The organism is Arthrobacter sp. NPDC093128, assembly GCF_040683875.1.
Classification (GTDB): Bacteria; Actinomycetota; Actinomycetes; order Actinomycetales; family Micrococcaceae; genus Arthrobacter.
The window spans coordinates 99,438-122,436 of the sequence record NZ_JBFBEY010000014.1 but is presented as its reverse complement, the minus strand read 5'-3'; the positions used below and the strand labels follow the sequence as shown (position 1 = coordinate 122,436).

At 65.7% G+C, this 22,999-nt stretch carries 21 protein-coding genes; 6 read left to right on the top strand and 15 right to left on the bottom strand.

The genetic code is table 11. From position 1 onward, the window contains the following. Positions 1-38 precede the first annotated feature (38 nt). Positions 39-1,001, top strand: a complete 963-nt coding sequence (locus tag AB0N24_RS17410) for a hypothetical protein (protein ID WP_364126838.1) — start codon at positions 39-41, stop codon at positions 999-1,001. A 9-nt stretch (positions 1,002-1,010) separates the two neighbouring features. Next, positions 1,011-1,679, top strand: a complete 669-nt coding sequence (locus AB0N24_RS17405; RefSeq protein WP_364126836.1) for a peptide deformylase — start codon at positions 1,011-1,013, stop codon at positions 1,677-1,679. On the opposite strand, the gene AB0N24_RS17400 is transcribed toward AB0N24_RS17405, so the two are convergent. Further along, entirely contained in the window at positions 1,676-3,766 is a 2,091-nt protein-coding gene (locus tag AB0N24_RS17400) for a S9 family peptidase (protein WP_364126833.1), read from the bottom strand. The two genes, AB0N24_RS17405 and AB0N24_RS17400, sit on opposite strands and share 4 nt — an antisense overlap. A 114-nt stretch (positions 3,767-3,880) precedes the next feature. On the opposite strand from AB0N24_RS17400, the gene AB0N24_RS17395 reads away from it, so the two are divergent. The 4 genes from AB0N24_RS17395 (at position 3,881) to AB0N24_RS17380 (ending at position 7,000) form a co-directional block, all read left to right on the top strand. Further along, on the top strand, positions 3,881-4,735 hold the full coding sequence (locus tag AB0N24_RS17395) for a methyltransferase domain-containing protein (RefSeq protein ID WP_364126830.1): 855 nt from the start codon (positions 3,881-3,883) through the stop codon (positions 4,733-4,735). A 122-nt stretch (positions 4,736-4,857) separates the two neighbouring features. Then, positions 4,858-5,319 (top strand): NfeD family protein, encoded by a 462-nt coding sequence (locus tag AB0N24_RS17390; protein ID WP_104174289.1) that lies wholly within the window; start codon positions 4,858-4,860, stop codon positions 5,317-5,319. A gap of 104 nt (positions 5,320-5,423) precedes the next feature. Beyond that, complete coding sequence (locus AB0N24_RS17385; RefSeq protein WP_364126827.1) at positions 5,424-6,386, top strand: SPFH domain-containing protein; 963 nt, start codon at positions 5,424-5,426, stop codon at positions 6,384-6,386. A gap of 266 nt (positions 6,387-6,652) precedes the next feature. Next, positions 6,653-7,000, top strand: a complete 348-nt coding sequence (locus AB0N24_RS17380) for an RNA polymerase-binding protein RbpA (protein WP_011692034.1) — start codon at positions 6,653-6,655, stop codon at positions 6,998-7,000. Between the two features lie 117 nt (positions 7,001-7,117). On the opposite strand, the gene AB0N24_RS17375 is transcribed toward AB0N24_RS17380, so the two are convergent. From AB0N24_RS17375 to dop, 14 genes are all read right to left on the bottom strand, one after another. Continuing rightward, positions 7,118-7,858, bottom strand: coding sequence for a polyprenol monophosphomannose synthase (locus AB0N24_RS17375; protein ID WP_364126823.1), 741 nt, complete (start codon positions 7,856-7,858; stop codon positions 7,118-7,120). A gap of 420 nt (positions 7,859-8,278) precedes the next feature. Then, positions 8,279-9,949, bottom strand: a complete 1,671-nt coding sequence (locus AB0N24_RS17370; protein WP_364126821.1) for an amidohydrolase family protein — start codon at positions 9,947-9,949, stop codon at positions 8,279-8,281. A 79-nt stretch (positions 9,950-10,028) separates the two neighbouring features. Further along, positions 10,029-12,926, bottom strand: coding sequence for a DEAD/DEAH box helicase (locus AB0N24_RS17365; RefSeq protein WP_364126819.1), 2,898 nt, complete (start codon positions 12,924-12,926; stop codon positions 10,029-10,031). A 24-nt stretch (positions 12,927-12,950) separates the two neighbouring features. Continuing rightward, entirely contained in the window at positions 12,951-13,745 is a 795-nt protein-coding gene (gene tatC, locus AB0N24_RS17360) for a twin-arginine translocase subunit TatC (protein ID WP_104174284.1), read from the bottom strand. Positions 13,746-13,793: 48 nt separating this feature from the next. Further along, complete coding sequence (gene tatA / locus AB0N24_RS17355; protein ID WP_104174283.1) at positions 13,794-14,090, bottom strand: Sec-independent protein translocase subunit TatA; 297 nt, start codon at positions 14,088-14,090, stop codon at positions 13,794-13,796. 32 nt (positions 14,091-14,122) lie between these two features. After that, positions 14,123-14,485: a hypothetical protein gene (locus AB0N24_RS17350; RefSeq protein ID WP_364126816.1), complete on the bottom strand. Its 363-nt coding sequence runs from the start codon at positions 14,483-14,485 to the stop codon at positions 14,123-14,125. A 10-nt stretch (positions 14,486-14,495) separates the two neighbouring features. Beyond that, positions 14,496-16,487, bottom strand: a complete 1,992-nt coding sequence (locus AB0N24_RS17345; RefSeq protein ID WP_364126814.1) for a WYL domain-containing protein — start codon at positions 16,485-16,487, stop codon at positions 14,496-14,498. Between the two features lie 123 nt (positions 16,488-16,610). Continuing rightward, on the bottom strand, positions 16,611-17,006 hold the full coding sequence (locus AB0N24_RS17340) for an FKBP-type peptidyl-prolyl cis-trans isomerase (RefSeq protein ID WP_364126812.1): 396 nt from the start codon (positions 17,004-17,006) through the stop codon (positions 16,611-16,613). Between the two features lie 30 nt (positions 17,007-17,036). Further along, entirely contained in the window at positions 17,037-17,966 is a 930-nt protein-coding gene (locus AB0N24_RS17335; protein ID WP_364126809.1) for an FKBP-type peptidyl-prolyl cis-trans isomerase, read from the bottom strand. 110 nt (positions 17,967-18,076) lie between these two features. Further along, complete coding sequence (pafA, locus tag AB0N24_RS17330) at positions 18,077-19,441, bottom strand: Pup--protein ligase (protein WP_364126807.1); 1,365 nt, start codon at positions 19,439-19,441, stop codon at positions 18,077-18,079. Between the two features lies 1 nt (position 19,442). Next, a complete protein-coding gene (gene prcA / locus AB0N24_RS17325; RefSeq protein ID WP_364126805.1) occupies positions 19,443-20,150 on the bottom strand; it encodes a proteasome subunit alpha in 708 nt (235 codons plus the stop codon). Position 20,151: 1 nt separating this feature from the next. After that, entirely contained in the window at positions 20,152-20,973 is an 822-nt protein-coding gene (prcB, locus tag AB0N24_RS17320) for a proteasome subunit beta (protein ID WP_364126803.1), read from the bottom strand. A gap of 85 nt (positions 20,974-21,058) precedes the next feature. Beyond that, the gene (locus AB0N24_RS17315; RefSeq protein WP_104174275.1) at positions 21,059-21,262 is read right to left on the bottom strand and encodes a ubiquitin-like protein Pup; all 204 of its coding nucleotides are present in this window, start codon (positions 21,260-21,262) and stop codon (positions 21,059-21,061) included. Positions 21,263-21,345: 83 nt separating this feature from the next. Beyond that, on the bottom strand, positions 21,346-22,965 hold the full coding sequence (dop, locus tag AB0N24_RS17310) for a depupylase/deamidase Dop (RefSeq protein ID WP_364126945.1): 1,620 nt from the start codon (positions 22,963-22,965) through the stop codon (positions 21,346-21,348). Between the last annotated feature and the right edge of the window lie 34 nt (positions 22,966-22,999).

Sequence of the window (22,999 nt, the reverse complement as noted above, 5' to 3'; positions counted from 1 at the left end):
CCGGCGACGCCGCGGAGCCCTGCGCTTAGACTGCTGGCATGAACGGCGTCCTGCAGGCGCGGCGACGGCGGCACGCGGCTGCCGCCGTCGTTCTTGCTGTCCTGATGGCGGGCCCCGCCATGCAGGGCTGCAGCCCGGGAACGCCGGTCCCCGCACCGCAGCAGTCCGGCGATTCAGGCCGTCCCGACCAGGCGTCCGGGACGCCTACGCCGCGCGGACCGCTGACTGCCGGGCTCAACCAGTTCAGGGACAACTACGCCACGCAGATCATCGAGATCCAGCTCAGCAACACATCGTCCGTGCCCGTGACGGTCCTTGGCGCCGACGTGTCGAGCACCCTGTTCCCCGCGGGGGCCGCCTGGCAGGCCGGGCCGGAAGGTACCGAGGTGCCGCCGGGCCAAACCAAGAGCCTGCCGGCAAGGCTCCCCGCCCCCTCGTGCCAAAGTCCCGCCGAGGACGCCGGCGCCCGCACGGTTCCGGCCGAGGCGAGGGTCTCCGTCCGACAGGGATCCACCACCAGCACGGTGCGAATGGCGGCGGCGGATCCGTTCGGTGTCCTCGCACGGAACTATGCGGAGCTGTGCCTTGCCCGGGACGCCGGGCGTGTGGCCATGTTCAGCCTGGCCCCGGACCTGGAGGTCGCGGCGGATGCCCGTACCGCCGTCGTCCGCCTGACGGTCACACCGAACAAAGCCGGAACCGGAACAATCCGCGAACTGACCATCGAACGCATTGACGGAACCACCCTCCTGGCCGCCCCGCCTGACAGCCCATGGCCGAGCGGCGTGACGGTTGCTGCCGGTACCGGTCCCGCGGAGTTCCGCCTCCGGGTCCGCCCCGCCCGCTGCGACCCCCACGCCGTTGCCGAGGACAAGGTGGGGACGCTGCTGCCCCTGCTCGTGAACGTCAGCGGCAGGGAAGGCACCCTGAAGGTTGCCGCCGGGCCCGCACTCAAAGGGCAGATCCATGACTTCGTCACCGCCGCCTGCGGAGCGCACTAGGCTTTTCCCATGCTTCAAGTCGCGAACCCCACGCCGTTCAGCACCGCACAGATCCACGAGACCGTTCAGGAGATCCTCGCCGCGGGCGTCCTTCCGCCCATTGTCCAGGCCGGCCATCCCGTACTCCGGCAGCAGGCGGCCGTCTTCGACGGCCAGCTGGACAGCTCTGAACTCGCGGCGCTGATCGCACTGATGCGTCAGGTGATGCATGACGCACCCGGTGTCGGCCTCGCTGCGCCGCAACTGGGCATCCCCCTGCAGCTTGCGGTCCTCGAGGACCAGTACGACGTCGACGCCGAAACTTCCGCCGTCCGCGGCCGGTCACCGCTGGCGTTCTTCGCGGTCATCAACCCGTCGTACCGCGCGGTGGGCACCGGCAGCGCGGCGTTTTACGAAGGCTGCCTCTCACTCCAGGGCCTGCAGGCCGTGGTGCCGCGCCACGGGGCCGTGCGCCTCGATTTCACCGATCCGTCCGGAACTGCCCGCCAGCAGGAGTTCTCCGGCTGGCAGGCACGGATCGTGCAGCACGAGACCGACCACCTGAAGGGAATCCTGTACATCGACCGGGCGGAATTGCGCTCACTCAGCAACAACGCCGAATACGGTGCCCGCTGGGCGCATCCGGATATCGGCCTGGCCCGGCAGGAATTGGGCTTCCTGCCGGGCGAACCGGTCTAGCTAACGGCCCGGCCGTGCGCCCCCGGGTTGGCCTTGGTGGGCAGGTAGCGGGCCCACCACCGCAGGATCTCCTCGAAGCGCTGCTTCCGGTGGTGCGGGGTGCCCGACCGGGAAAGCTCGTGGTTTTCCCCCGGGAACACGAGGAATGCGGCGTCCACACCCTGCTGCTTCAGCGCCGTGAAGTAACGCTGGCCCTGCTCCACCGGGCAACGGAGGTCCTCTTCGCTGTGGATCACCAGCGAGGGCGTGCGCACGTTCCGGACCGTGGCCATGGGACTTTGGGCTGCCATCTGCTCCGCTGAGCTGCCGGTGTACTCGCCGCCGAAGAACCAGCCGATGTCGGACGAGCCGACGAAGCTGACGGGATCCAGGAAGCCGCGCTCGACGATGGCCGCCCTGAAACGGTGGTCCTGACTGATGGTCCACGCCGTGAGGTAGCCTCCGTAGGAGCCTCCCATGATCCCCAGGGCACCGCCGTCGAGCTCCTGGAACTTTGCCAGGGCGCCGTCGAGGAAGGACAGCACGTCCTGCATGTCCACGGTCCCCATCTTCTCCTTGATGGACCGCCCGTGGGCCTGGCCGTAGCCGGCGGAGCCCCGGGGGTTGCACATGAGTACCGCGTAGCCGGCGGCGGCGTAGACCTGGGCCTCATCGAACAGGGCTGCTGTGTACTGCGAGAAGGGTCCGCCGTGGATGTTGAGCAGGACGGGGTGCGGGCCTTTCCCGGGCGGCAGCACCAGCCAGCCGTGGACCGGATACCCGTCCGCGGCATCGAAGGTCAGCTCCTGCGGCTCGATGATTTCGGCCTGAAGCCGGAGTTCCGCCGAGAAATCGGTCAGCAGCCTCAGCTGGCCGTCCTCCAGCGCGGCCAGGTCCCCGGCGGTGGCTGCATCGGAGAAGCTGACGAACATGGCACCGCCTGCCGACGCGGCACCGGTGACAACCCGGTCTCCGTGAACCAGCAGCGAGTGGTTCCCCGTCGCTCCGAACTCCAGCAGCTCCACAGTGCCCTGGGCATTGTTCAGCAGCAGCACGGAATCGGGGCCGCGCAGCTCGAGGCCGGCCGCGGAACCGGAAACGTCCATGGTTTCCACGTCGCTCAGAACAATGGCGTCGCCACCGTCCGCAGGCATCACGTAGAGGGCGGTGTTCCGCGCCACGAAGTCCTGGCCTGATTCGCCAAGCTCCTGGGCCGTAAAGAATAGCCACTTGCCGTTCCTGGACTGGCGTGCCGCCCCGACAGTCTGGCGGCCGCAGTTGGCAGCCTTGACGGGTTCTGGCTCTCCGCCGCTGACGGCCACACGGTACACGCCGGTCTCAAGGTCCAGGTCGCGGCCCTCGTGAAGCGCGGCCACGAAGTACACGAACCGGCCGTCCATGCCGAACGATTCACCGCTGTGGTCCGTCGCGGCAAACGTGAGCTGCCGTGCCGACGGAAGCAGGGCTTCGGCGGCCAGCGTGTCGGTCTCGGTTTCTGCCGCCGCACTCTTGGCGTCACTCCCCGCGGCGGCCTTGAGGGCCCTGAGCGCGCGGCCCGCGGGCGCCACCCGCGGTTCGTCGTCCAGCTCGGGCACGTCCACGATGTACAGCTGGAGGGGTTTGTCGGCCGTGTAGCCGACGCCGTTCATCCTGTATTGATAGTCGGTGATGAGCCGCGCATCCTCGGCCCCCGCGGACACGCCGTCAAGCGTGCCGTAGCGGCCGTCGTCGGGCGTTCTGGCGCCGAAGACAATGCTGTGCGAATCGGGAGACCACGCAAAAGACGAGACGCCGAGTTTGGCGTTGGTCATGACCTGCGGTTCGCCGCCCGCGGCCTCCACAACATGAAGCTGTGGTTTGCCGTCGGCAGTTGCGCGGAGAAAGGCCAGCACCAGCCCGTCGGGCGAGAATGCCGGGGCCGTGTCGCGGAATCCGCGGGTCAGCCGGCGTGGCAGCTTTTCCGGGTCCAGCGGCACGGTCCACAACTGCCCCACATAGGTGTCGGCGTCGAAGTCTGGACGGATGACAGAGACCACCGCCCGGCTACCGTCCGGGTGGACGGCCGGGGCGGAAACGGACTTCAGCAGGGGCAGATGTTCTGGTTTCACGCTTGTGAGCCTAACGGCTCGCGCACAGCCTGTGAAATAACTCACTTGTCCCGCGGGGACCCCGGGGTACTGCAGCGGGAGGGCAGCCGCCATGCCGGCCCTAGGATTGGATTTATGCTCCCCGACGCTGTCCGCTCCCTGCTGTGCCCCGTCTGCCGGAACGGCCTGATGCCGGGCGGCGACCACCGGCTGGCCTGCCCTGGGGGTCACAGCTTTGACGCGGCCAGGCAGGGTTACTTCAATTTCCTGGTGGGCAAGGGAACCGTCTTCGAGGCCGATACTGCCGCCATGGTGGCTGCCCGGTTCGATTTTCTGTCCCGGGGACACTACCAGCCCCTTGCCGACGGGATCGCCGAGCTTGCGGCGCCCGCGTTGCAAGGGCCGGAGGCCGCGGTGCTCGACGCCGGTACGGGAACCGGACATTACCTGCAGAGGCTGCTGGCGGCGTTTCCCGCGTCCGCCATCGGACTGGATATTTCCAAGTTCGCGCTGCGCCGCGCGGCCCGGTTGAATCCCGGCGCCATCAACCTTGTCAGCGACGTCTGGCAGCCGCTTCCCGTCAGGGACGACGCCGTCGACGTCGTTACGGTGGTCTTCGCGCCACGGAATGCGGTGGAGTTCGCCAGGGTGCTCCGCCCCGGCGGGCGGCTGATCGTGGTGACGCCGCGGACCGGGCACCTTGCCGAGGTCGCGGGGCAGACCGGCATGCTCGGCATCGAGCCTGCCAAGGAGGAGCGGCTGGCCGCGTCCCTCGACGCGCACTTTGAGTCCCACTCGGTCCGGGAGCTCGATCTGGAGCTGCGGCTTGAGCCCGCCGACGTCGGCAACCTGGCCCTCATGGGGCCGGCAGGCCACCACCTGGACCGTTCCGCGCTGGACGCCATCGTCGCCGGCCTGGCGCCGGTCACGACGGTTTCGGCGCGGTTCCGAATCAGCGTGTTTGAACCCCGGAAGCAGCCGTCCGCATAACGACTTGGCTACTTTCGGAACGTGCCTGAGAGCCCCCTCCTGCGCCCCTCGGCTTCGGTCTAGGATGGAAGGACAGTTACTGAGGGCCTGCTGCCGCAGCTCCGGGGACGAAGGGGGAACGCATGTTTGAATGGCTTGGCGAGAACTGGTGGGCATTGTGGCTCACTGTTTTCCTGGCGTTTGCAGTGGTGGAGATGCTGACGCTGGACCTCTTTTTCATCATGCTCGGAGGCGGCGCGCTGGCCGGGCTGCTGGCCGATTTCGCCGGCGCCGATTTCTGGCTGCAGATCGTGGTCTTCTGTGTCGTTTCGCTCCTGATGGTCGTCTTCGTCCGACCCGTTGCGCTGAAGCACCTGAAGAAGGGGCCCGCGGAGCAGCGGACCAACATCGACCGCCTGATTGGCGAATCCGCCCTTGTTATGGAGACCGTCAGCACGTCCTCGGGCCTGGTCAAAATCGGCGGTGACGTCTGGAGCGCCCGCTCGGAGCAGGGTGTGCTGAACGCAGGACAGCGCGTGGTGGTTTCGGCGATCGAAGGCGCAACCGCCGTTGTGGCGCCACAGCCCGAAACAGCCGTGCAGTAAGTCGAGCAACAATCAATTTTCCGGCAGCCGCCACCGGCACCGGGCTCGCGGCGGGACACCGCCGCAAAACATGGCAAGACCACAAACTGGGGAATAGGTGATGTATGGATATCGCAGTCGCAATTGTGCTGCTGGTTCTCGTTGCGTTCGTAATTATCGTGCTGGTGCGTTCGGTGCGGATCGTGCCGCAGGCCCGTGCCGGCGTCGTGGAGCGGCTCGGGAAGTACCAGCGGACGCTGCTGCCCGGCCTTACCATCCTGATCCCGTTCGTTGACCGGCTACTGCCGCTCCTGGACCTTCGCGAACAGGTGGTCTCGTTCCCGCCGCAGCCCGTCATAACCGAGGACAACCTCGTCGTCTCGATCGACACGGTGGTCTACTTCCAGGTCACTGACGCCAGGGCAGCCACCTACGAGATTGCCAATTACATCCAGGCAGTGGAACAGCTCACCACCACCACGCTCCGAAACGTCGTCGGCGGGCTGAACCTCGAAGAGGCCCTGACCTCCCGCGACCAGATCAACGGCCAGCTCCGCGGCGTACTGGACGAAGCAACGGGCCGCTGGGGCATCCGTGTCTCCCGCGTGGAGCTGAAGGCCATCGATCCGCCCCACTCCATCCAGGACTCGATGGAGAAGCAGATGCGCGCAGAGCGGGACCGCCGCGCTGCCATCCTCACCGCCGAGGGCACCAAGCAGTCGGCCATCCTCACTGCGGAGGGCCAGCGTCAGTCCTCGATCCTTAAAGCCGAAGGTGACGCCAAGGCAGCCATTCTTCGCGCTGACGGTGAAGCCCAGGCAATCCAGAAGGTATTCGACGCAATCCATAAGGGCAACCCGGACCAGAAGCTCCTGGCCTACCAGTACTTGCAGACGCTTCCCAAGCTGGCCGAGGGTTCCTCCAACAAGCTCTGGATCATCCCGAGCGAGGTCGGTGAGGCCCTGAAGGGCATCGGCAACGCCCTGGGCGGAACCAATCCTGATCCCCGCACGGGTGGTCTGTTCGACGGCGACAAGGACTCCAAGCCGGCGGAAGCCCAGCCGAACGACTCGAAGCAGCCGCTGTAGGACAGCACGGCTCAGCGACCGGCAGGGGAGGTGTCCGCTTTGCGGGTGCCTCCCCTGCTTTTGACCGCTTTTGCCCCCGGCTTTACGCGCCGGGAAGCTAGCCCGTATAATGGGATATTTGTCCGGCTGGTTCAGACCGACTGGAACATTAAGGCTTAGCAAAGCGTTGCATCTATTGATGCAGGCAATGCAAACAGTAGTCCGTGGCGTGAGCTGCCCCGGCTAGCGCGGAGCGTGACTCCGTGAACCGACCAAAGGGAGAAATCATGAGCGATCGCAGCCTCCGGGGCATGCGTCTTGGCGCACAGAGCATGGAGACTGAATCCGGTGTTGAGCCGGCTCCACGCCAGCGGGTTGAGTACCGTTGCGAGGACGGCGAGCAGGTCTTCGTAACCTTCTCCTCCGAAGCCGAGATTCCCCCGGTGTGGGTTTCGAAGACCGGCAAGGAAGCCTTGCTTGTTGACGGCGAACGCCCCATCAACAGCAACGAGAAAGCAGTGCGCACGCACTGGGACATGCTCCTGGAACGCCGCTCGCTGCCCGAGCTCGAGCAGATCCTCGAAGACCGTCTGACCATTCTGCGCGAACGGCGCGGCGAACGGCGCTCGGCTTAGTCCGAAAGCGTCGGCGGCACGTGCCGGCCTAACGGCAACGTGCCAGTCTGACAACACAAAGGGCCGGGACCGTAACCTCAATTCGAGGTTGCGGGCCCGGCCCTTTGCTGCCTCTGCCTAGGACGCGGCTGATCCCCGGCGCGTGAGCTTGTTCCAGCGGGCGGTGAGCCCCCACTTGGTGACGTTGATCATGGCTTCCAGCACGATGTTGCCGCTCATTTTGGAGGCTCCGAGTTCGCGCTCCACGAAGGTGATGGGGCGTTCCACAATTTTCAGGCCCATCTTTGCCACCCGCCAGGCGAGGTCAACCTGGAATCCGTAGCCCACGGAGTCCACCTGGTCGAGGTTGATCTTCTCCAGGGTTGTGCGGCGGAAGGCGCGGTAGCCGCCGGTGACATCCTTGATCCTGACACCCAGCATGATCCGGGCGTAGGTGCTGCCGATCCGTGAGATTGCCTGCCGGTACAGCGGCCAGTTGACCACGCTGCCGCCGGGAACCCAGCGCGAGCCCATGGCAAGGTCTGCGCCCTCCTCAACGGCATCCAGGAGCTGCTGCAGCTGCTCAGGCTTGTGTGAACCGTCGGCATCCATTTCCACCAGGACGTCGTATCCGGCGTCCAGGCCCCATTTGAAACCGGCGATGTAGGCGGCTCCCAGTCCGGCTTTGCCTTCGCGGTGCAGCACGTGCACCTGGCTGTCCTGTGCAGCGATGCCGTCCACCAGCTGTCCGGTGCCGTCCGGGCTGTTGTCGTCCACCACCAGCACATCGGAAGCCGGGACGGCTGCACGCAGGCGTGCGAGTGTCTTGGGCAACGATTCGAGCTCGTTGAAGGTGGGGATGATGGTGAGGACACGCACAGCGAGGCCCTTTCCTTGATGGGAGCGGTCAACGCGCCATGAAGCTGAGCACGGGTGCCGGCTTTAAGGCGCAAGTCACCATTATAGGGAGTTCAGGTCTGCCGGGCGCGTCACACGGGCAAGCCGCGGGCAGGTCCACATGCCTCGGGCCAGTTTCAGTCAGATGCGATGTGCACCGGCGGAACTGTTTTCTGCTGCGAAGTGGACCTGCCCCTGGGACTGCCACGGCCTGGCCCGCCAGCAGGGCCGGGCTGGGCAACCCGCTGGAGAGTGACGTGGCCAGACGGAGTCCCTTGAAGGTGGATTCCGTCCGTTGCCCCAATGGTACGGACAGCCTCAACAGTGTCAACCCGCGTTTGACGTGCGGTTTTAGCCATTACCGCAGGTCAGGAGCATACGGCGCGCCGGTGGCTTTCCGGACTATGACCGCAGGGAGCCGTTTGTGAACAGCTCCTGCCCGTCGCGGACCGTCAGCAGGCAGACAGGATCGCTTCCCGTGTCCAGCGCCGGGAGCAGGGGGGTGCGGGCCCGGGGATCCGTACTCCAGGACTGCACCCGTCCGTCCGCAACCTGGACCATGAGTTCCTCCACCTCCCAGACCGCAAAGCTGGCGGGCGCTCCCGGCACCAGCTGGCCCGCCATCGGATTGCTGTACTTGGCTGCGCGCCAGCCCGCCCTTGTGTGGCCCAGGAACGCGGCCCGCGCCGAGATCCGCTGGTCCGGGTTGCTGTGCTCGAGGCAGGCACGCACGCTCGCCCATGGGTTCAGCGGTGTCACGGGGCTGTCGCTGCCAAAGCAGATAGGGACGCCTGCGGCGTAGAGGGAGGCGAAGGCGTTCATCCCACGCTCCCGGTGCCCCAGCCGCTCCTGGTACAGGCGCCCCGGACCGCCCCAGGCTGCGTCGAATACGGGCTGCATACTGACTGTTACCGAGTACTTGGCCAGCCGGCCGATGGCATCGGCATCGGCCATTTCAACATGTTCGAACCGGTGCCCGGCTGCCCTGACCCGCTGCTCCCCCACTTCCGCGGCTGCCCGGTCCAGCGCATCCAGCGCTGCGTCGAGTCCGGCGTCGCCGATGATGTGGAACCCGGCCTGGATTCCCAGCACTGAACAAGCAGCCAAGTGGGCAGCCGCTTCGTCCACGGACAGGTAGAGGCTGCCGCGCTCCCCCGGGGCGTCGCTGTAGTCCTCCCTCAGGGCCGCTGTGCGGGAGCCTAGGGACCCGTCAATGTTCAGGTCGCCCGCGAGGCCCCGCACGCTGGCTCCAAGGCCATCGAGGATGCTCCGGGCCTCGTCCGCGGACCTGGCCAGCTGGCCCCAATACGGAAGGACCTCAGGCACGGGCTTGCCGGAAGGATCCTGGCTGTTCCACCCTGCTGCGATCCGCAGGTCGGTGGTGCTGCCGATGTGCGGTGCCGCCATCTCGGCCACGGCCACGTACCCGTTTGCGGCCGATTCAGCCAGGGCGCGGCCCTGGTAGCTTCGCAGCACGCCATCCGGCAGCTGCCGCGCGGCACGCCTCGCCGACGTGTGCGCATGCCGTTTGACCTGGCCGCCGGAAGAGAAGCCGTCCAGGCCTGCCAGGCCTGCCGCTTCGGCCAGTGAGGACGACACGAGGGCGGAGTGGGCGTCCACGCGCGAAAGATACACCCGCCTGCCGCCGGAGGCACGCTCCAGTTCCTCGCGGCCGGGCAGGGCCTGGTCATCCCAGCGGCTTTCGTCCCAGCCATGGCCGAGGACGGTGGCGTCAGCGTCCGAACCGGCAGCGGCGGCGGCAACCGCGTCCAGGATTCCGGCCGCTGAACGCACGCCGCCCAGTTGCAGCGCGTCCAAGGCAATGCCGGTTTCGGTCAGGTGAACGTGTGAATCAACAAAACCGGGCGCCACCAGGGCGCCGCGCAGGTCGATGACCTCCATGGACGCATCTGCGATCGACGTTGCCGCCTGCTCCGAACCGACCCAGGCCACGGTGTCCCCGTCCACCAGCATGGCGGTGGCAAACGGGTCGGCAGCGGTATAGACCGAACCGTTGCGGTACAGCGTCACTTTGCGTTCTCCGGCCGGCAGGTCCGCCCGTGCATCAGTCATGTTGTGTGGTGCTCCTAAGCAGCCTTGAAGGTTATGGATGGTGCTGTGGTGTGCGGTGCTTCGCGGGACCGGCGTCCGGTCACACCACCGTGGAGTATGCCACCACGCCGCGGCGCACCAGGATGATGGCCTCCGAGCACAGCCGTGAAAGCCGGGGATCCAGGCCGGGGATCTTCGCCAGCTGGTCGAGGAGGTCAATGACCTGTTTGACCCACCGGACAAAATCGCCCGCTGCAAGGTCTGTCCCGCTAAGGACTTCCTGGAGGTGCCGGCCCTTGGCCCACTTGAAAATCGGCCAGACGAGTCCGAGTTCCGGCTCCCCGGTCAGCGGCAGTTTGTTCTCCTCCTCGGCGTCTTCCAGGACGGACCACTCACGGACGACAAGGTCGACGGCGGTCTCAAGCGACACGCTCGGCATCCTCGGCCGCAGCCCGCGTTCCTCCCGCTTGGCCTGGTAGACCAGCACGCTCGCGAGTGCGGCGACTTCCGTGGCGTCAAGGTCGCTGAATGCGCCCTGCCGGAGGGACTGGGAGATGAGGAGGTCCTTTTCACCGTAAATCCGGCGCAGCTTCTGGCCGTCGGCGTTGATGGTCACCTTTCCCGATTCCGAGGTTTCGAGGTAGCCGTAGCTGGAGAGGAGATCGCAGACCCGGTCGAATGTCTTGGCGATGGTGTTGGTCCGCCCCTGGATCTCGCGGACCAGTCCGTCGGTTTCGCGGCGCAGCTTCCACCAGCGCTCGGACCAGCGGGCGTGGTCCTCGCGTTCGCTGCAGCCGTGGCAGGGATGGGACCGCAGCGCCAGCCGCAGTTCGGTGATCTTCTTTTCCAGGTCGGGCAAGGCTGCGGACCGGCCGAAATCCGTGTTCCGGTTGCTGGCCGGGGACGGCGGCCGGTTTTCCCGGATCGCGTTCCGGACCGAGGACGCCAGGTCCTTGCGTGACTTGGGCACCTTCGCGTTAAACGACTTGGGTATCCGGACCCTGGTGACCGGGGTGATGGGCCCTTCGAGGTCCTGGATGCCAAGCCTGCGCAGCTGGTTGTCGAGGGTCAGCACGGCAGGCCGCGGCTCGCGTGAGTTATGGTCGGACCCCAGCACGACGGCGAAGCCAGGCGCCCTGCCCGTCGGCACGTCCACAACGTCCCCCGGCAGCAACCGGCTAAGTGAGTCCTCGGTAATGGACTTGCGCGCCCGTGAGGTGCTGCGGGAGGCGAGGTTTTCCGCGTCCGAGAGTTCCCGCCGCAGCCGTGAGTACTCGGTGAAGTCGCCCAGGTGGCACGTCATGGATTTCTGGAAACCGGCCAGGGATTCCTCCCTGCTGCGGACCTGCCTGGCAATGCCCACCACGGAACGGTCGGCCTGGAACTGGGCAAAGGAGGACTCGAGTATTTCCCGGGCACGCGGCCTGCCGAACTGGGCCAGCAGGTTGATGCTCATGTTGTACGTGGGACGGAAGCTGGAGTTCAACGGGTAGGTCCGCCGTGACGCCAGGCCAGCCACGGCGGTCGGGTCGGTTCCCGGCTGCCACAGGACCACCGCGTGGCCCTCCACATCGATGCCGCGGCGGCCTGCCCGGCCCGTGAGCTGGGTGTACTCGCCGGCGGTGATGCCAACGTGGGCTTCTCCGTTGAACTTGTCCAGCTTTTCGAGCACCACCGAGCGTGCCGGCATGTTGACGCCCAGCGCCAGGGTTTCGGTCGCGAACACCGCCTTGACCAGGCCCTCGACAAAGAGTTTCTCCACGACTTCCTTGAACGTGGGAAGCATCCCGGCGTGGTGGGCAGCCAGGCCCCGCAGGAGGCCATCCCGCCAGCTCCAGAAGCCGAGCACGTCCAGATCATCCGACGGAATGTCCTGGGCCGCTTCGTCAACGCGGCTGGCAATGATCTGTTGTTCCCGTTCCGTGGTCAGCCATAATCCGGCCGAGACGCACTGTGCCACTGCTGCGTCGCAACCGGCCCGGGAAAAGATGAACGTGATGGACGGCAGGAGGTCCTGCCTGTCCAGGCTGGCGATGACCTGCGGGCGGCTGGCTTTGCGGACGGGGCTCTGCTGGCCTCCCTGGGAGCCGCGGGTGTCCCCGCCGCGCTGGCCCTGCTGGCGGCGCTGGCTGCGTCCGCCGTGCCCGAAGCGGGCCCGCGAATTCATCTGGCTTTCGGTGCGCGCCATTGCCAGGAGGTCGGGGTTCACCTCGAAGCCCCGTTCCAGTGCAATGTTGACCTGTTCCGCCGTCGCGGCGGGATCCGATTCCCCGGCCGGGGCGATTTCGTCAAAGGTCGTTTCGCCGGCGAAGAGGTCGACGATTTCGCGTCCCACCATGACATGCTGCCAGAGCGGGACCGGACGGTGCTCGGAAACGATCACGTCCGTGTGGCCGCGGACCGTGTCCAGCCAGGCACCGAATTCCTCGGCGTTGGAAACGGTGGCGCTCAATGACGCCACCTGGACCTCGCTGGGCAGGTGGATGATCACTTCTTCCCAGACCGCGCCGCGGAACCGGTCAGCGAGGTAATGGACTTCATCCATGACCACAAAGCCAAGGTCATCCAGGGTGTCCGAATCCGCGTAGAGCATGTTCCGCAGGACCTCGGTTGTCATCACGACCACCGGGGCATCGCCGTTGATGCTGGTATCCCCCGTGAGGAGCCCAACGTTCTCCGGGCCGTACTTGCCGGCCAGCTCCGAGTACTTCTGGTTGCTCAGGGCCTTGATGGGGGTCGTGTAGAACGCTTTGAGGCCCCGCTCGAGGGCCAGGTAGATAGCGAACTCGCCCACGATGGTCTTCCCGGCTCCGGTGGGCGCCGCGACCAGGACTCCCTTCCCCTGCTGCAGGGAGTTGCAGGCCCGTCGCTGGAAATCGTCAAGTTCGAAATCCAGCGTCCGGACAAACGCGCCGAGGTAAGTGTTTGCTTCTGCGGTCCGTTCGGCACTGGCCCGATAAAGCTCGGACGGCGACTGTGGCCCGGTTGTGGAGGACATACTTCCAGCCTAGTGGGCTTGGGACTACAGTTTCCCCAGTTCGGAGCCGGGCGTTGCGACGTCGGCGGTCGCTTCAGTTTCGGCGGCGATCTTCGCAGCCTTCCGGTCCCGGCGCCGGTCATTGAAGATACAGAGTCCGATGGCGGCGAAAAAGAGTGCCAGCAGCGGGCCTGCGAGCAGGAACATGGACAGGGCATCCGCACCCGGCGCAGCGACGGCGGCAAGCACGAACACGAGGAAGACCGTGATGCGCCATGCCTTCAGGATGGTTTCACCCCTGATGATGCCGGCCATGTTGACCCCCACCAGGACCACCGGAACCAGGAAGGCGAGGCCAAGGAACAGGACCATGCGGGTGACGAAATCGACGTAGTCACGGGCATCGATGAGGTTGGAAAACCCTGCAGGGGTGAACTGCGTCAGGGCCCGCACCACCTGCGGCGTCACCATCCATCCCACCCACACCCCGGCAAGGAACAGCGGCACGGCTGCGGCCATGTAGCCGAGCGTGTAGTGCCGCTCCTTCTTGGTGAGCCCGGGAGTGATAAAGGCCCACAGCTGGTAGATCCAGATGGGGCTCGAGATGACGGCGCCGATCAGGAGCGACAGCTGCAGTTTGAAGTCAAACGGCGAGGCGATGCTCGAGAAGTTGACTGAAGACGTACCGCCGGTGTGCTCGGCGATCCGGTCAACAGGTTCCTTGAGGGCGCTCAATACGGGGTCGTAGAGGATCCAGCCACCGATCCCGCCAATGACAAGGCCAATGGCTGACTTAATGAGCCGGTTCTTGAGCTCCTTAAGGTGGTCCATCAGGGCCATCCGACCCTCGGGGTTGGATTTACGGCCCTTCGTCAGTGCCACTTCAGGTCAAACGCGGTTCGACGGCGGAACGTCGGTGCCGTCTGCGCTGCCCGTGCCGCTGGTTGAGTCACCGTTTTGCGGCCTGGACTGCGGGTGGTTGACGATCTTGCCCTCGACCGGGTCCGTGCCGTCCTTGGTCTCGGGTTTGCCGTCGTTCTTCATTTCCTTGACCTCGGATTTGATGATCCGCATGGACTGGCCGAGGCTGCGGGCCATGGCCGGAAGTTTGGGCGCGGCAAAAAGCAGCAGAGCCACGATGATAATAATCACGATGGGCCAAGGGCCCTCAAAGAGTCGTCCCACTGGAAGTCCTTTCCTCGAAATACATCCTACGTCTAACTGAATTCGATGTCGCGCAGCGCCTGTGGCTGGCCACGGTCCGCTTTGCGCTGAACGCGCCGCCGGCGGCGCTCTTCCCTGCGGGAGGATTTGGACGTGAGGTAATCATGTCTCATCTGCATCGGCGAGGCAAAAACTGCCGAACCCGGCACGGTCCGCTGCCCTTCGGGGGCCGTCCCCGGCTGCGGGGCCGGGTCGGTGATATCGGCAAGGGGTGCCCCGAACCGCTCGCCGGCAGCGCCCAGGTCCTTCATCGTGGCCATGAACTGGCGGAACAGCCTGATCCCCAACAGCACATAAAAGAGCAGGGAAACGGCTACGAGCGCTATCCAAATCAGGATCCAGGACCACCAAGGCATGCTGAGAAGTCTAACCGCCGTAACGGGACAGTGCTGCGACGATCCATTCCTGCGCGGCGTCGGCCAGCTCCGCCGGCTCCAGGATACGGACGGCGCCGCCATGCTGGGCAACAAACATGGGCAGCCAGCTGGTGCTGCCGAACCTGATCTCGGCAATGACTCCGCCGCCCGGTAGCGGTGCGGTCCGTTCGGCGTAATAGTCGTCCGCGAGGCCGGCGCCCTGGGGTGCCAGTTGCACCGTTACCAGTGTGTCGTCGTCGTTCGGGGTGAAGAGCTTGACGGGGAAACCCTCGGCGGGTCTCGCCGCCTCCGTCACTGCCCGTCCGTTCGGCGCCAGCCCCTCGATGCGGTCCAGCCGGAAGTTCCGGAGGCCGCCGGCGCTGTGGCAGTACGCCTCGAAGTACCAGGTGTTGTCCAGGGAGTAAAGCCGCAGGGGATCGACGTCCCGCTCGGACATGGAGTCGCGCTGCGCTGAAAAGTAGGTGAGGTGCAGCTGGCGGCCGTCGGCAATGGCCTGCCGTATCGTCGCCAGATGCGCCGAGTTCGCCGGGCCGACCTGGGGGCCGGCAATGGAGCCGGCCTTCAGGCCTTCCTCCCCCGCGGCGGCCATCAGCTTCACCGTTACGGACTCCAGCGCGCTGCCCTCCGCGAGCTCAGGGAGCCCGTTGAGGGTCTCCAGACCGGTCAGCAGGGCGCACGCCTCGTCCACCGTGAAGCGGACGGGACGATTGAGGTCCAGGTCCTGGGTGATGAAGACGTGGTCGTCTTCCCACTGGATGTCCAGGAGATCATCCGGGTAGCCCTCGGGCAGGCCGGAACATATCAGGATCCGCAGGTCGTCCTCCAGCTCTTTCCGCGTCACGCCGAAGCTGGAGGCCACCTCGCTGATATGCAGGCCCTGGTTGTGGACCAGGAACGGGACGAGCTGGAGCATCCTCTTGAGCTGGTCCTCGGACGTTCGTTTGCGCGGACGCTTCGCCGGCACGGTGTCCGGAAAGGCGACGGCGGGAGCCGGGGAGGCGGCGAAATCCGCGGCGGCCTTCAGCCTTCTGCGGACAGCGGCTGCCAGCTCCGCCGGCGCAGAGACCACCACGTTCGGGCCGTAGGAGGCCAGCTCTTCACCCAGTACCTCAGCGTCGCGGTACGGAACGCTAAGCCGGTCCCATCCGCCGTCGGGCATGCTGCCGCGCGCTTCGGGTGTGGGGGTTTCGGTGGCGCGCTTGCGAAGTCCCAGCAGCTTGCCTGCGGCCACGTCCACCAGGGCGGACTGCACCGGCAGCTCAGGAAGCGAATCCAGTTCGCTGCGGACGTTGAAGCCGGCCGGGGGCGTGTAGCTGTCCTTGTCGAGGACGGTCACGGCCGACGTAAAGCGGGACAGCCGGAAGAAGCGCTTCGCGGCCCGGTCCCGGTCGAAACCCACCAGGTACCACTGGCCAAATCGGCTGCCCAGGCCCCACGGTTCAACGGTACGGGTTTCCTCACGGCCGGTAGTGCCGGCCAGGTATGTGAAGCTGACGGGATGCTGGGCGTGCATCCCCGTGATCAGGTCCTCAAATGCCTGCCCGGCCGGTTTGATCCGCGGCTGGACGCCGGCCGGCAGTTCAGCCTCAGCGAGCCCGCCGGCTGCCTGCAGCTTGCGCATGGCATCCTGCGCCGCCGATCCCAGGGCAGCCCGCTCCCACAGCTGTGCAGCCAGGATGAGGACGGTGCATTCGGCGGAAGTGAGGCTTACATCCGGGAGCCGGTTGGACTCTTTGCCGATCCGGTAGCGCGTGGTGGCCGGGTCGTCGGAACTCCAGCCGTGGTCCATGACCGTCTCGACGTCAAAGCCGAACTGGCGGAGGTCGCTCTTGTCCCGCTCGAACATGCGTCCGAACGTAGCTTCGGTGCTGCTCGTGTCGTGGTAGACCTTTTCGCGCAGATCACTGCGCCGCAGCCCGTAGCGGGTGTTGAGCAGCGCGATGAGCAGGTTCAGGAGGCGTTCTGTACGTGAGGCGGACACCTTGGCTACGTTACTAAAGCCGCTGCGGCTTAATGCCGAAAGCGCGGCAACAAACGGAAATTTCCTTCCGATTGTTACCGCGCTCCCTGTGGCTTGCCCGGCGGGTGCCGGGCATTTCTCCGCTTAGCGGACTCCGACGAGGTCCACAACGAAGATCAGCGCTTCGTTGGGGCCGATCGCTCCGCCGGCACCGCGGGATCCGTAGGCGAGTTCCGAGGGGATTTCGAGACGGCGGCGGCCGCCGACCTTCATGCCCAGCAGGCCCTGGTCCCAGCCCTGGATGACCTGGCCCACGCCGACCCGGAAGTCCAGGGGAGCTCCGCGGCCCCACGAGGCGTCGAACTCCTCGCCCGTGGACCAGGCGACTCCGACGTAGTGTGCGGAGACGGTGTCGCCCGGCTTGGCCTCGGCGCCGTCGCCCTCGATGAGGTCAGTGATGACCAGGTCCGTGGGGACGTCCCCCTCCGGGAAGTCAATTTCCGGCTTCTGGCGGTCGAAATTGCGCTGTCCAAATGACATGTTTGCTCCTTTTTCTTGGATTGGGTTGGCTTACTTGACGCCGAGGATATCGACGACGAACACCAGATCGCCCTTGGCCTCACCCTGGCCGGCATCACCGTAGGCAAGGTCCTTCGGGACGACCAGGAGGACACGCGAGCCCACGTTCTTGCCGGCAAGGCCCTGCGTCCAGCCCTTGATGACGCCGGTGAGCGGGAAGCTGGCCTTTTCGCCGCGGTCGAAGCTGGAATCAAACTTGGTGCCACCGTTGAGGGTGACGCCGACGTAGTTGACGGTCAGCGTGTCGGTTTCCTTGACAGCCGGGCCGGTGCCCTTGATCAGGTCCTGCGAGACCAGGGCTGTCGGTGCCTTGACACCTTCGACGGAGATTTCCGGGATTCCCTTGTCGTTTTCCTTGACGGTCGGCAGTCCGGCGGGCGGCGTGACCGTTTCGCCTTCCGGCTTGTCGAGGACCTTCGGGGCGTCCTTGGCGGCCAGGACCTTAACCACCAGGAGCTGCGTGGGGCCAGCCTCGGCGCCTTCCTTGGCGGCCTGGCCCGGAACTGCAAGCGCAAGCTGCGAGCCGATCTTGGCGCCCACGAAGGCGTTGTAGATCACGGCGTTGCCGGTCTTGAGTGCATCGTTCAGCTCAAGGGGCTCGGGGTCCTTCGCGAAGGTGTCTTCGAGCGTGGTGCCGTCCTTGCCGCTGACGGCGAGGATCGAGATGTCGGCGATCTGGTTCGCCTTGAGGCGCTCTCCGTCGCCCTCGTTAACCACCTTGACGGTGGGTTCCTTCACATCAAGGGGCTTATCGAATTCGACTCCGGGTGCCTTCTTATCACCGTTGTCCGTAAGCTTCAGAGAGTCGAGCTTGGCGGTCTCGCCAGCAGACTGGCTGGTGGGCTCCGGGGCTGCAGGCGAGCCGCCGCAGGCGGTAATCAGCAGCAGTCCGGGAATGAGAATTGCTAGTAGTCGGCGCACGTAAGAACTTTCGTCGGGGCAAGATGGATGCGTTGCCGCCGATGAAACGCGGCAACGCAGTCTGTGGCCGCATAAACGGCCCCATCCAGAATAGCCCCTGAAGCTGGGTATCAGCCCATAGAGTCCAGGAGCGCATCGACGCGCTCGTCCACGTTCCGGAACGGATCCTTGCACAGGATCGTCTGGTGGGCGCGGTCGTTCAGCTTCAGGTGCACCCAGTCCACCGTGTAGTCACGGCCCAGTTCCTGCGCGCGGCGGACGAAATCCCCGCGGAGTTTAGCCCGGGTTGTCTGCGGTGGCGCATCAACGGCGTCCTTGACTGCGGTGTCGTCCACCACGCGGCGCACCGCTCCCCTGGCTTGCAGCAGGTAATAGAGGCCGCGGGTCCGCGAGATGTCGTGATACGTGAGGTCCAGCTGGGCAATCCGCGGCGCATCCAGCCCGAGTCCGTGCCGGTTCCGGTAGCTGTCCATCAGTTTCTTCTTGATGGCCCAGTCGATCTCAGTGTCGATCGTGCTGGTGTCTCCGCTCTCAATGGCGGAAAGCGTCCGTTCCCACAGGTCAAGGATGACGGGCACATGCTGATTGTGCGCACCGTGTTCGGCAACAAACGAGGTGACCTTGTTCAGGTACTCACGCTGGATCTCCAGCGCGGTCAGCTGCCGGCCGTTGGCCAGGCGGATGAGCGCCCTGCCGCTGAGGTCGTGGGAGACCTCCCGGATGCTGCGGATGGGGTTCTCCATCCGCATGTCCCGCATGATCACGCCGGCTTCGATCATCCGGAGGATCAGGTCCACGGTGCCCACCTTCATCAGGGCCGTGGTTTCAGACATGTTGGAGTCACCCACGATCACGTGGAGGCGGCGGTAGAACTCGGCGTCGGCGTGCGGTTCGTCCCGGGTGTTAATGATGGGCCGGGACCTGGTGGTGGCGGAGGAAACACCTTCCCAGATGTGGTCCGCACGCTGGGAGAATGCGAACGTGGCCCCGTGCGGGGTCTTCAGGATTTTCCCGGCACCGGCGATGAGCTGCCGGGTCACCAGGAATGGAATCAGGATTTCCGCCAGCCTCGAGAATTCGCCGCGACGGGGAATGAGGTAGTTTTCGTGGCTGCCGTAGGAATTGCCCGCGGAGTCCGTGTTGTTCTTGAAAAGGTATACGGTGCCGTTGAACCCCTCGGCGGCCAGCCGTTCCTGCGCTTCGTCGACGAGGTCGTCCAGGATCAGCTCGCCCGCGCGGTCATGGGCGATCAGCTGTCCCAGATCATCGCATTCGGCGGTCGCATACTCGGGGTGGGAGCCCACGTCGAGGTAGAGCCGGGAACCGTTGGTCAGGAACACATTCGACGAGCGTCCCCAGCTGACCACTTTGCGGAAGAGGTAGCGTGCCACCTCCTCCGGGGCGAGCGGACGCGAGTCCGGGCTCGAGTAAGAGATGCCAAACTCGGTTTCGATGCCGAAAATGCGCTTGTCCATTTTAGTTCTCCTCAGACAGCAGGGCGGCGATTTCGTCGTCGCCGAGGCGTCGGAAAGCCCGCCGGGATCCCCGGGTGCCCTCCGAATTGCGGTCCAGTACTGCCACCTCAAGGGCTGACGCGGGCAGCTCGCCCGCTTCCTTGTCTGTGACCAGTCCTTTCATGGCGAGCCTGATTGCACCGGAGAAGTTCAGTTCCCGCTGCCACCCGCCGTCCACGGTCTCGGCCACTTTGTCTGCCTGACCGCCCATCACAATGAAGCCCTTTTCGTCAGCGATCGAGCCGTCAAACGTCAGCCGGTAGAGGTGGTCGTCGGCCGGGCTGCCGCCAACTTCCACCACTGTAAGTTCCACTTCGAACGGCTTCTGCTCGGCGGTAAATACGGCGCCGAGGCTCTGCGCGTAGACGCTGGCCAGGCCCCTGGCCGTGACGTCTTCCCGGTCATAGGAGTACCCGCGGACGTCCGCGTACCGCACGCCCGCCTGCCGGAGGCTTTCGAATTCGTTGTACTTGCCGACGGCGGCGAAGGCGATCTTGTCGTAGATCTCGCCGATCTTGTGCAATGACGGCGACGGATTCTCCGCGACGAGGGCGATTCCCTCCTCGCAGCTGATCACCACGACGGACCGCCCCCGGGCAATTCCCTTCCGTGCGAAATCCGCACGGTCCTTCATCAGCTGTTCGGGCGACACATAAAACTGTTGCGTCATATCAGGCCTCCCGCCGTGCTGCGGTTCTGGCCTCGATGATGGTTCCGGCCACGGCAGCGAGATCATGGTCGGGGATGCGCCTGGCGCCGCTGCGGCCTACGGTGTAGACAACCGGCCACAACTGCCGGACCGGGTCCGGTCCGCCGGTTGCCGAGTCGTCATCCGCCGCATCGTAGAGGGCTTCGACGGCGACGGCCACCGCCTCCTCTTCGCTAAGTCCCGGCCGCCAGAGCTTCTTGAGGGCTCCGCGGGCAAACATGGAACCGGAACCCACTGCGTGGTGTTCCTGCTCCTCGTACCGTCCGCCGGTGACGTCGTACGAGAACAGGCGGCCGATGCCGGCAGGGAGGTCGAACCCGGCGAAGAGGGGCACAACGGCAAGGCCCTGCATGGCCATGGGCAGGTTACCGCGGATCATTGCCCCGAGCCGGTTGGCCTTGCCTTCGAGGCTCAGCAGCGTTCCCTCGATCTTTTCGTAGTGTTCCAGCTCCACCTGGAACAGCCGCGTGAGGTCGATGGCGATGCCCGCGGTGCCCGCAATTCCCAGGACCGAATAGCGGTCGGCGGGAAAGACCTTTTCAATGTGCCTGCTCGCGATGATGTTCCCCATCGTGGCGCGGCGGTCACCGGCCATCAGCACTCCCCCGCCATAAGTCAGCGAGACGATGGTGGTGGCATGCGGCACCTGCAGCGGCTGCGAGCCGGGGCCGGCGGCCGGGAATGGCTGATTGTATGGAAGTAAGCCGGGCCTGTTGCGTTGAAGGTGTTCAGTGAACGATGACGTCGCGTTGGCAGCTACCTGGTTGGCTGTTGTGTCCTGCACTGATGAACTCCTTCAACGTGGTGGGTCAACGTCTCTTCGACCGTCCGGGCTGCCGTCCTCCAATCAGGCGCTGGCAGCGTGAATCCTACTGGCCGCCTTTTTGAACGAAGGCCCGGACGAATTCTTCGGCGTTGGATTCGAGGACACCGTCGATTTCGTCCAGGAGATCGTCCACGCCCTGGGTGGCTGCCGATGCCTGGGCGTCCCCGGCTGCGGGTGGCGTTGCGGGGGCGTCGTCTTCGATTTCGCTTTCCCGTGACTGCGGCTGCTGTTGCTCCTGGCCTGCCATTTCCTTCTCCTTCTATCCGTCCCCGATGAGAGGGGACATCCTGTAAGCCCATATTGCCACGGCTTAAGCCGCGGTGGGGTGCTTTATGCCGGTGGCGGAGGCGGAGTTTGTCCGAGCAGTTCGGCCAGGAAGGATCCGGCGTCTTTGTGCCTGGCAAACAGGCCTCCTGTGAGGGCTTCGGTTCCCCTCAAGGGCTCCCGGGTAGGCACCCGTTGCAGCCTTCCGTGGCCGGGGACATCGAAGATGACCGAGTCCCAGCTGGCGCCCACCACATCCTTGCTGAAGCTGCTGACGCAGTGGCCGCGGAAAAAGGCGCGCGTGTCCGACGGCGGCTCCGTCATCGCCCGGGCGATTGTTTCGTCGTCGACGATCCTGTCCATCCGGCCGCGCGCAAGCATCCGGTGGTACAGCCCCTTTTCCGGCCGCACGTCCGCCCACTGGAGGTCTACGAGGCCCAGCCGGGCGTTGTTCCACTCCAGTCCGTCCCGCTGCCGGTAGCCTTCCAGCAGCGAGTGCTTGGCCAGCCACTCCACGGAGGATGCAGCGGCCGTGCGGTTGCTGTCCAGGTCCGTCAGCGTCGCCGCCCAGCGGTCCAGGAGGGCGTGGGTGTGTCCGTCACCGTCCACGGCGTCGCCCACCCCGGTGTCCTGGGCCAGTTTGGCCGCGGCTTCGTGGTAAATCCACTGCAGGTCCAGTGCCGTGACCCGGCGCCCGTCGAGGAGCCGGAGCGTGGCGGTCAGGGAGGTGTCGTGGCTGACGGCCTGAAGGGCTGCCACGGGCTCGTGGACCTCCACACGGGGAGCGAGGCCCGCCTCAATCAGGCTGAGCACGGCGGCCGTTGTCCCGAACTTGAGGTAATTGGCGGCCTGGCTGAGGTTCGCGTCACCGATGATCACGTGCAGCCGGCGGTATTTGTCCGCCGTGGCGTGCGGCTCGTCGCGGGTGTTGATGATCGGCCGCCGGATGGTCGTTTCCAGGCCGACCTCCGCCTCGAAGAAATCCGCGCGCTGGCTGATCTGGTAACCCGGCCGGGAGCTGTCCTGCCCAAGGCCCACCCGCCCGGCGCCGCACATGATCTGGCGGGTGATGAAAAACGGGGTCAGGCCCCGGACTATGTCGCCGAAGGGCACCGCACGAGGCATCAGGTAGTTCTCGTGCGAGCCGTACGACACGGACTTGTTATCCGTGTTGTTCTTGTAAAGGTTCACTGGCGGCAGCTGCGGATCCGCGGCCATGCGGCGGACCGCTGAAAGCGCCACGACGTCCCCCGCGGCGTCCCAGGCGACGGCGTCGCGCGGATTGGTGACTTCCGGGCTTGAGTACTCCGGATGCGCATGGTCCACGTAAAGGCGTGCGCCGTTACCCAGGACCATGTTCATGAGGAGTGAACCAGATTCGTCCTCGCCGTCCTGCTCCAGCTCCTCGCGTCCGTAGGCCAGCGCCACGGCTTCGGCGTCAAGCACCGGCGGCTGGTCGGTCAGCTGGCTGGGGTCCGCCTGGTTCCGTTCCAGGGTCCAGCCCCGGGCATCGTGCAGCGGTTCTTCATCCGTGTAGTCCCAGCGCGTTTCCGCTCCGCCAGCGGCGCGCTGCCGCGTCAGCTGGGCGTACGCCTGTATGACCCGGGCGGACATCATGGTCGCGTTGGCACCCGGAGCCGACGGCGCGTGGATGCCGTATTCGGTCTCCGATCCCATCACCCGCATCACGCCGCCGACCGGCAGCGGACCTCCTGGTACC

Coding starts and splice junctions, on each gene's coding strand:
- AB0N24_RS17365 (WP_364126819.1), bottom strand. CDS start 12,926: ATGTCCTCCACAACCGGGCCACAGTCGCCGTCCGAGCTTTATCGGGCC.
- prcA (WP_364126805.1), bottom strand. CDS start 20,150: ATGACGCAACAGTTTTATGTGTCGCCCGAACAGCTGATGAAGGACCGT.
- AB0N24_RS17350 (WP_364126816.1), bottom strand. CDS start 14,485: ATGCCTTGGTGGTCCTGGATCCTGATTTGGATAGCGCTCGTAGCCGTT.
- dop (WP_364126945.1), bottom strand. CDS start 22,965: ATGCGGGTGATGGGATCGGAGACCGAATACGGCATCCACGCGCCGTCG.
- AB0N24_RS17315 (WP_104174275.1), bottom strand. CDS start 21,262: ATGGCAGGCCAGGAGCAACAGCAGCCGCAGTCACGGGAAAGCGAAATC.
- AB0N24_RS17370 (WP_364126821.1), bottom strand. CDS start 9,949: ATGACTGATGCACGGGCGGACCTGCCGGCCGGAGAACGCAAAGTGACG.
- AB0N24_RS17405 (WP_364126836.1), top strand. CDS start 1,011: ATGCTTCAAGTCGCGAACCCCACGCCGTTCAGCACCGCACAGATCCAC.
- AB0N24_RS17380 (WP_011692034.1), top strand. CDS start 6,653: ATGAGCGATCGCAGCCTCCGGGGCATGCGTCTTGGCGCACAGAGCATG.
- AB0N24_RS17395 (WP_364126830.1), top strand. CDS start 3,881: ATGCTCCCCGACGCTGTCCGCTCCCTGCTGTGCCCCGTCTGCCGGAAC.
- AB0N24_RS17410 (WP_364126838.1), top strand. CDS start 39: ATGAACGGCGTCCTGCAGGCGCGGCGACGGCGGCACGCGGCTGCCGCC.
- pafA (WP_364126807.1), bottom strand. CDS start 19,441: ATGGACAAGCGCATTTTCGGCATCGAAACCGAGTTTGGCATCTCTTAC.
- AB0N24_RS17390 (WP_104174289.1), top strand. CDS start 4,858: ATGTTTGAATGGCTTGGCGAGAACTGGTGGGCATTGTGGCTCACTGTT.
- AB0N24_RS17385 (WP_364126827.1), top strand. CDS start 5,424: ATGGATATCGCAGTCGCAATTGTGCTGCTGGTTCTCGTTGCGTTCGTA.
- tatC (WP_104174284.1), bottom strand. CDS start 13,745: ATGGCCCTGATGGACCACCTTAAGGAGCTCAAGAACCGGCTCATTAAG.
- AB0N24_RS17340 (WP_364126812.1), bottom strand. CDS start 17,006: ATGTCATTTGGACAGCGCAATTTCGACCGCCAGAAGCCGGAAATTGAC.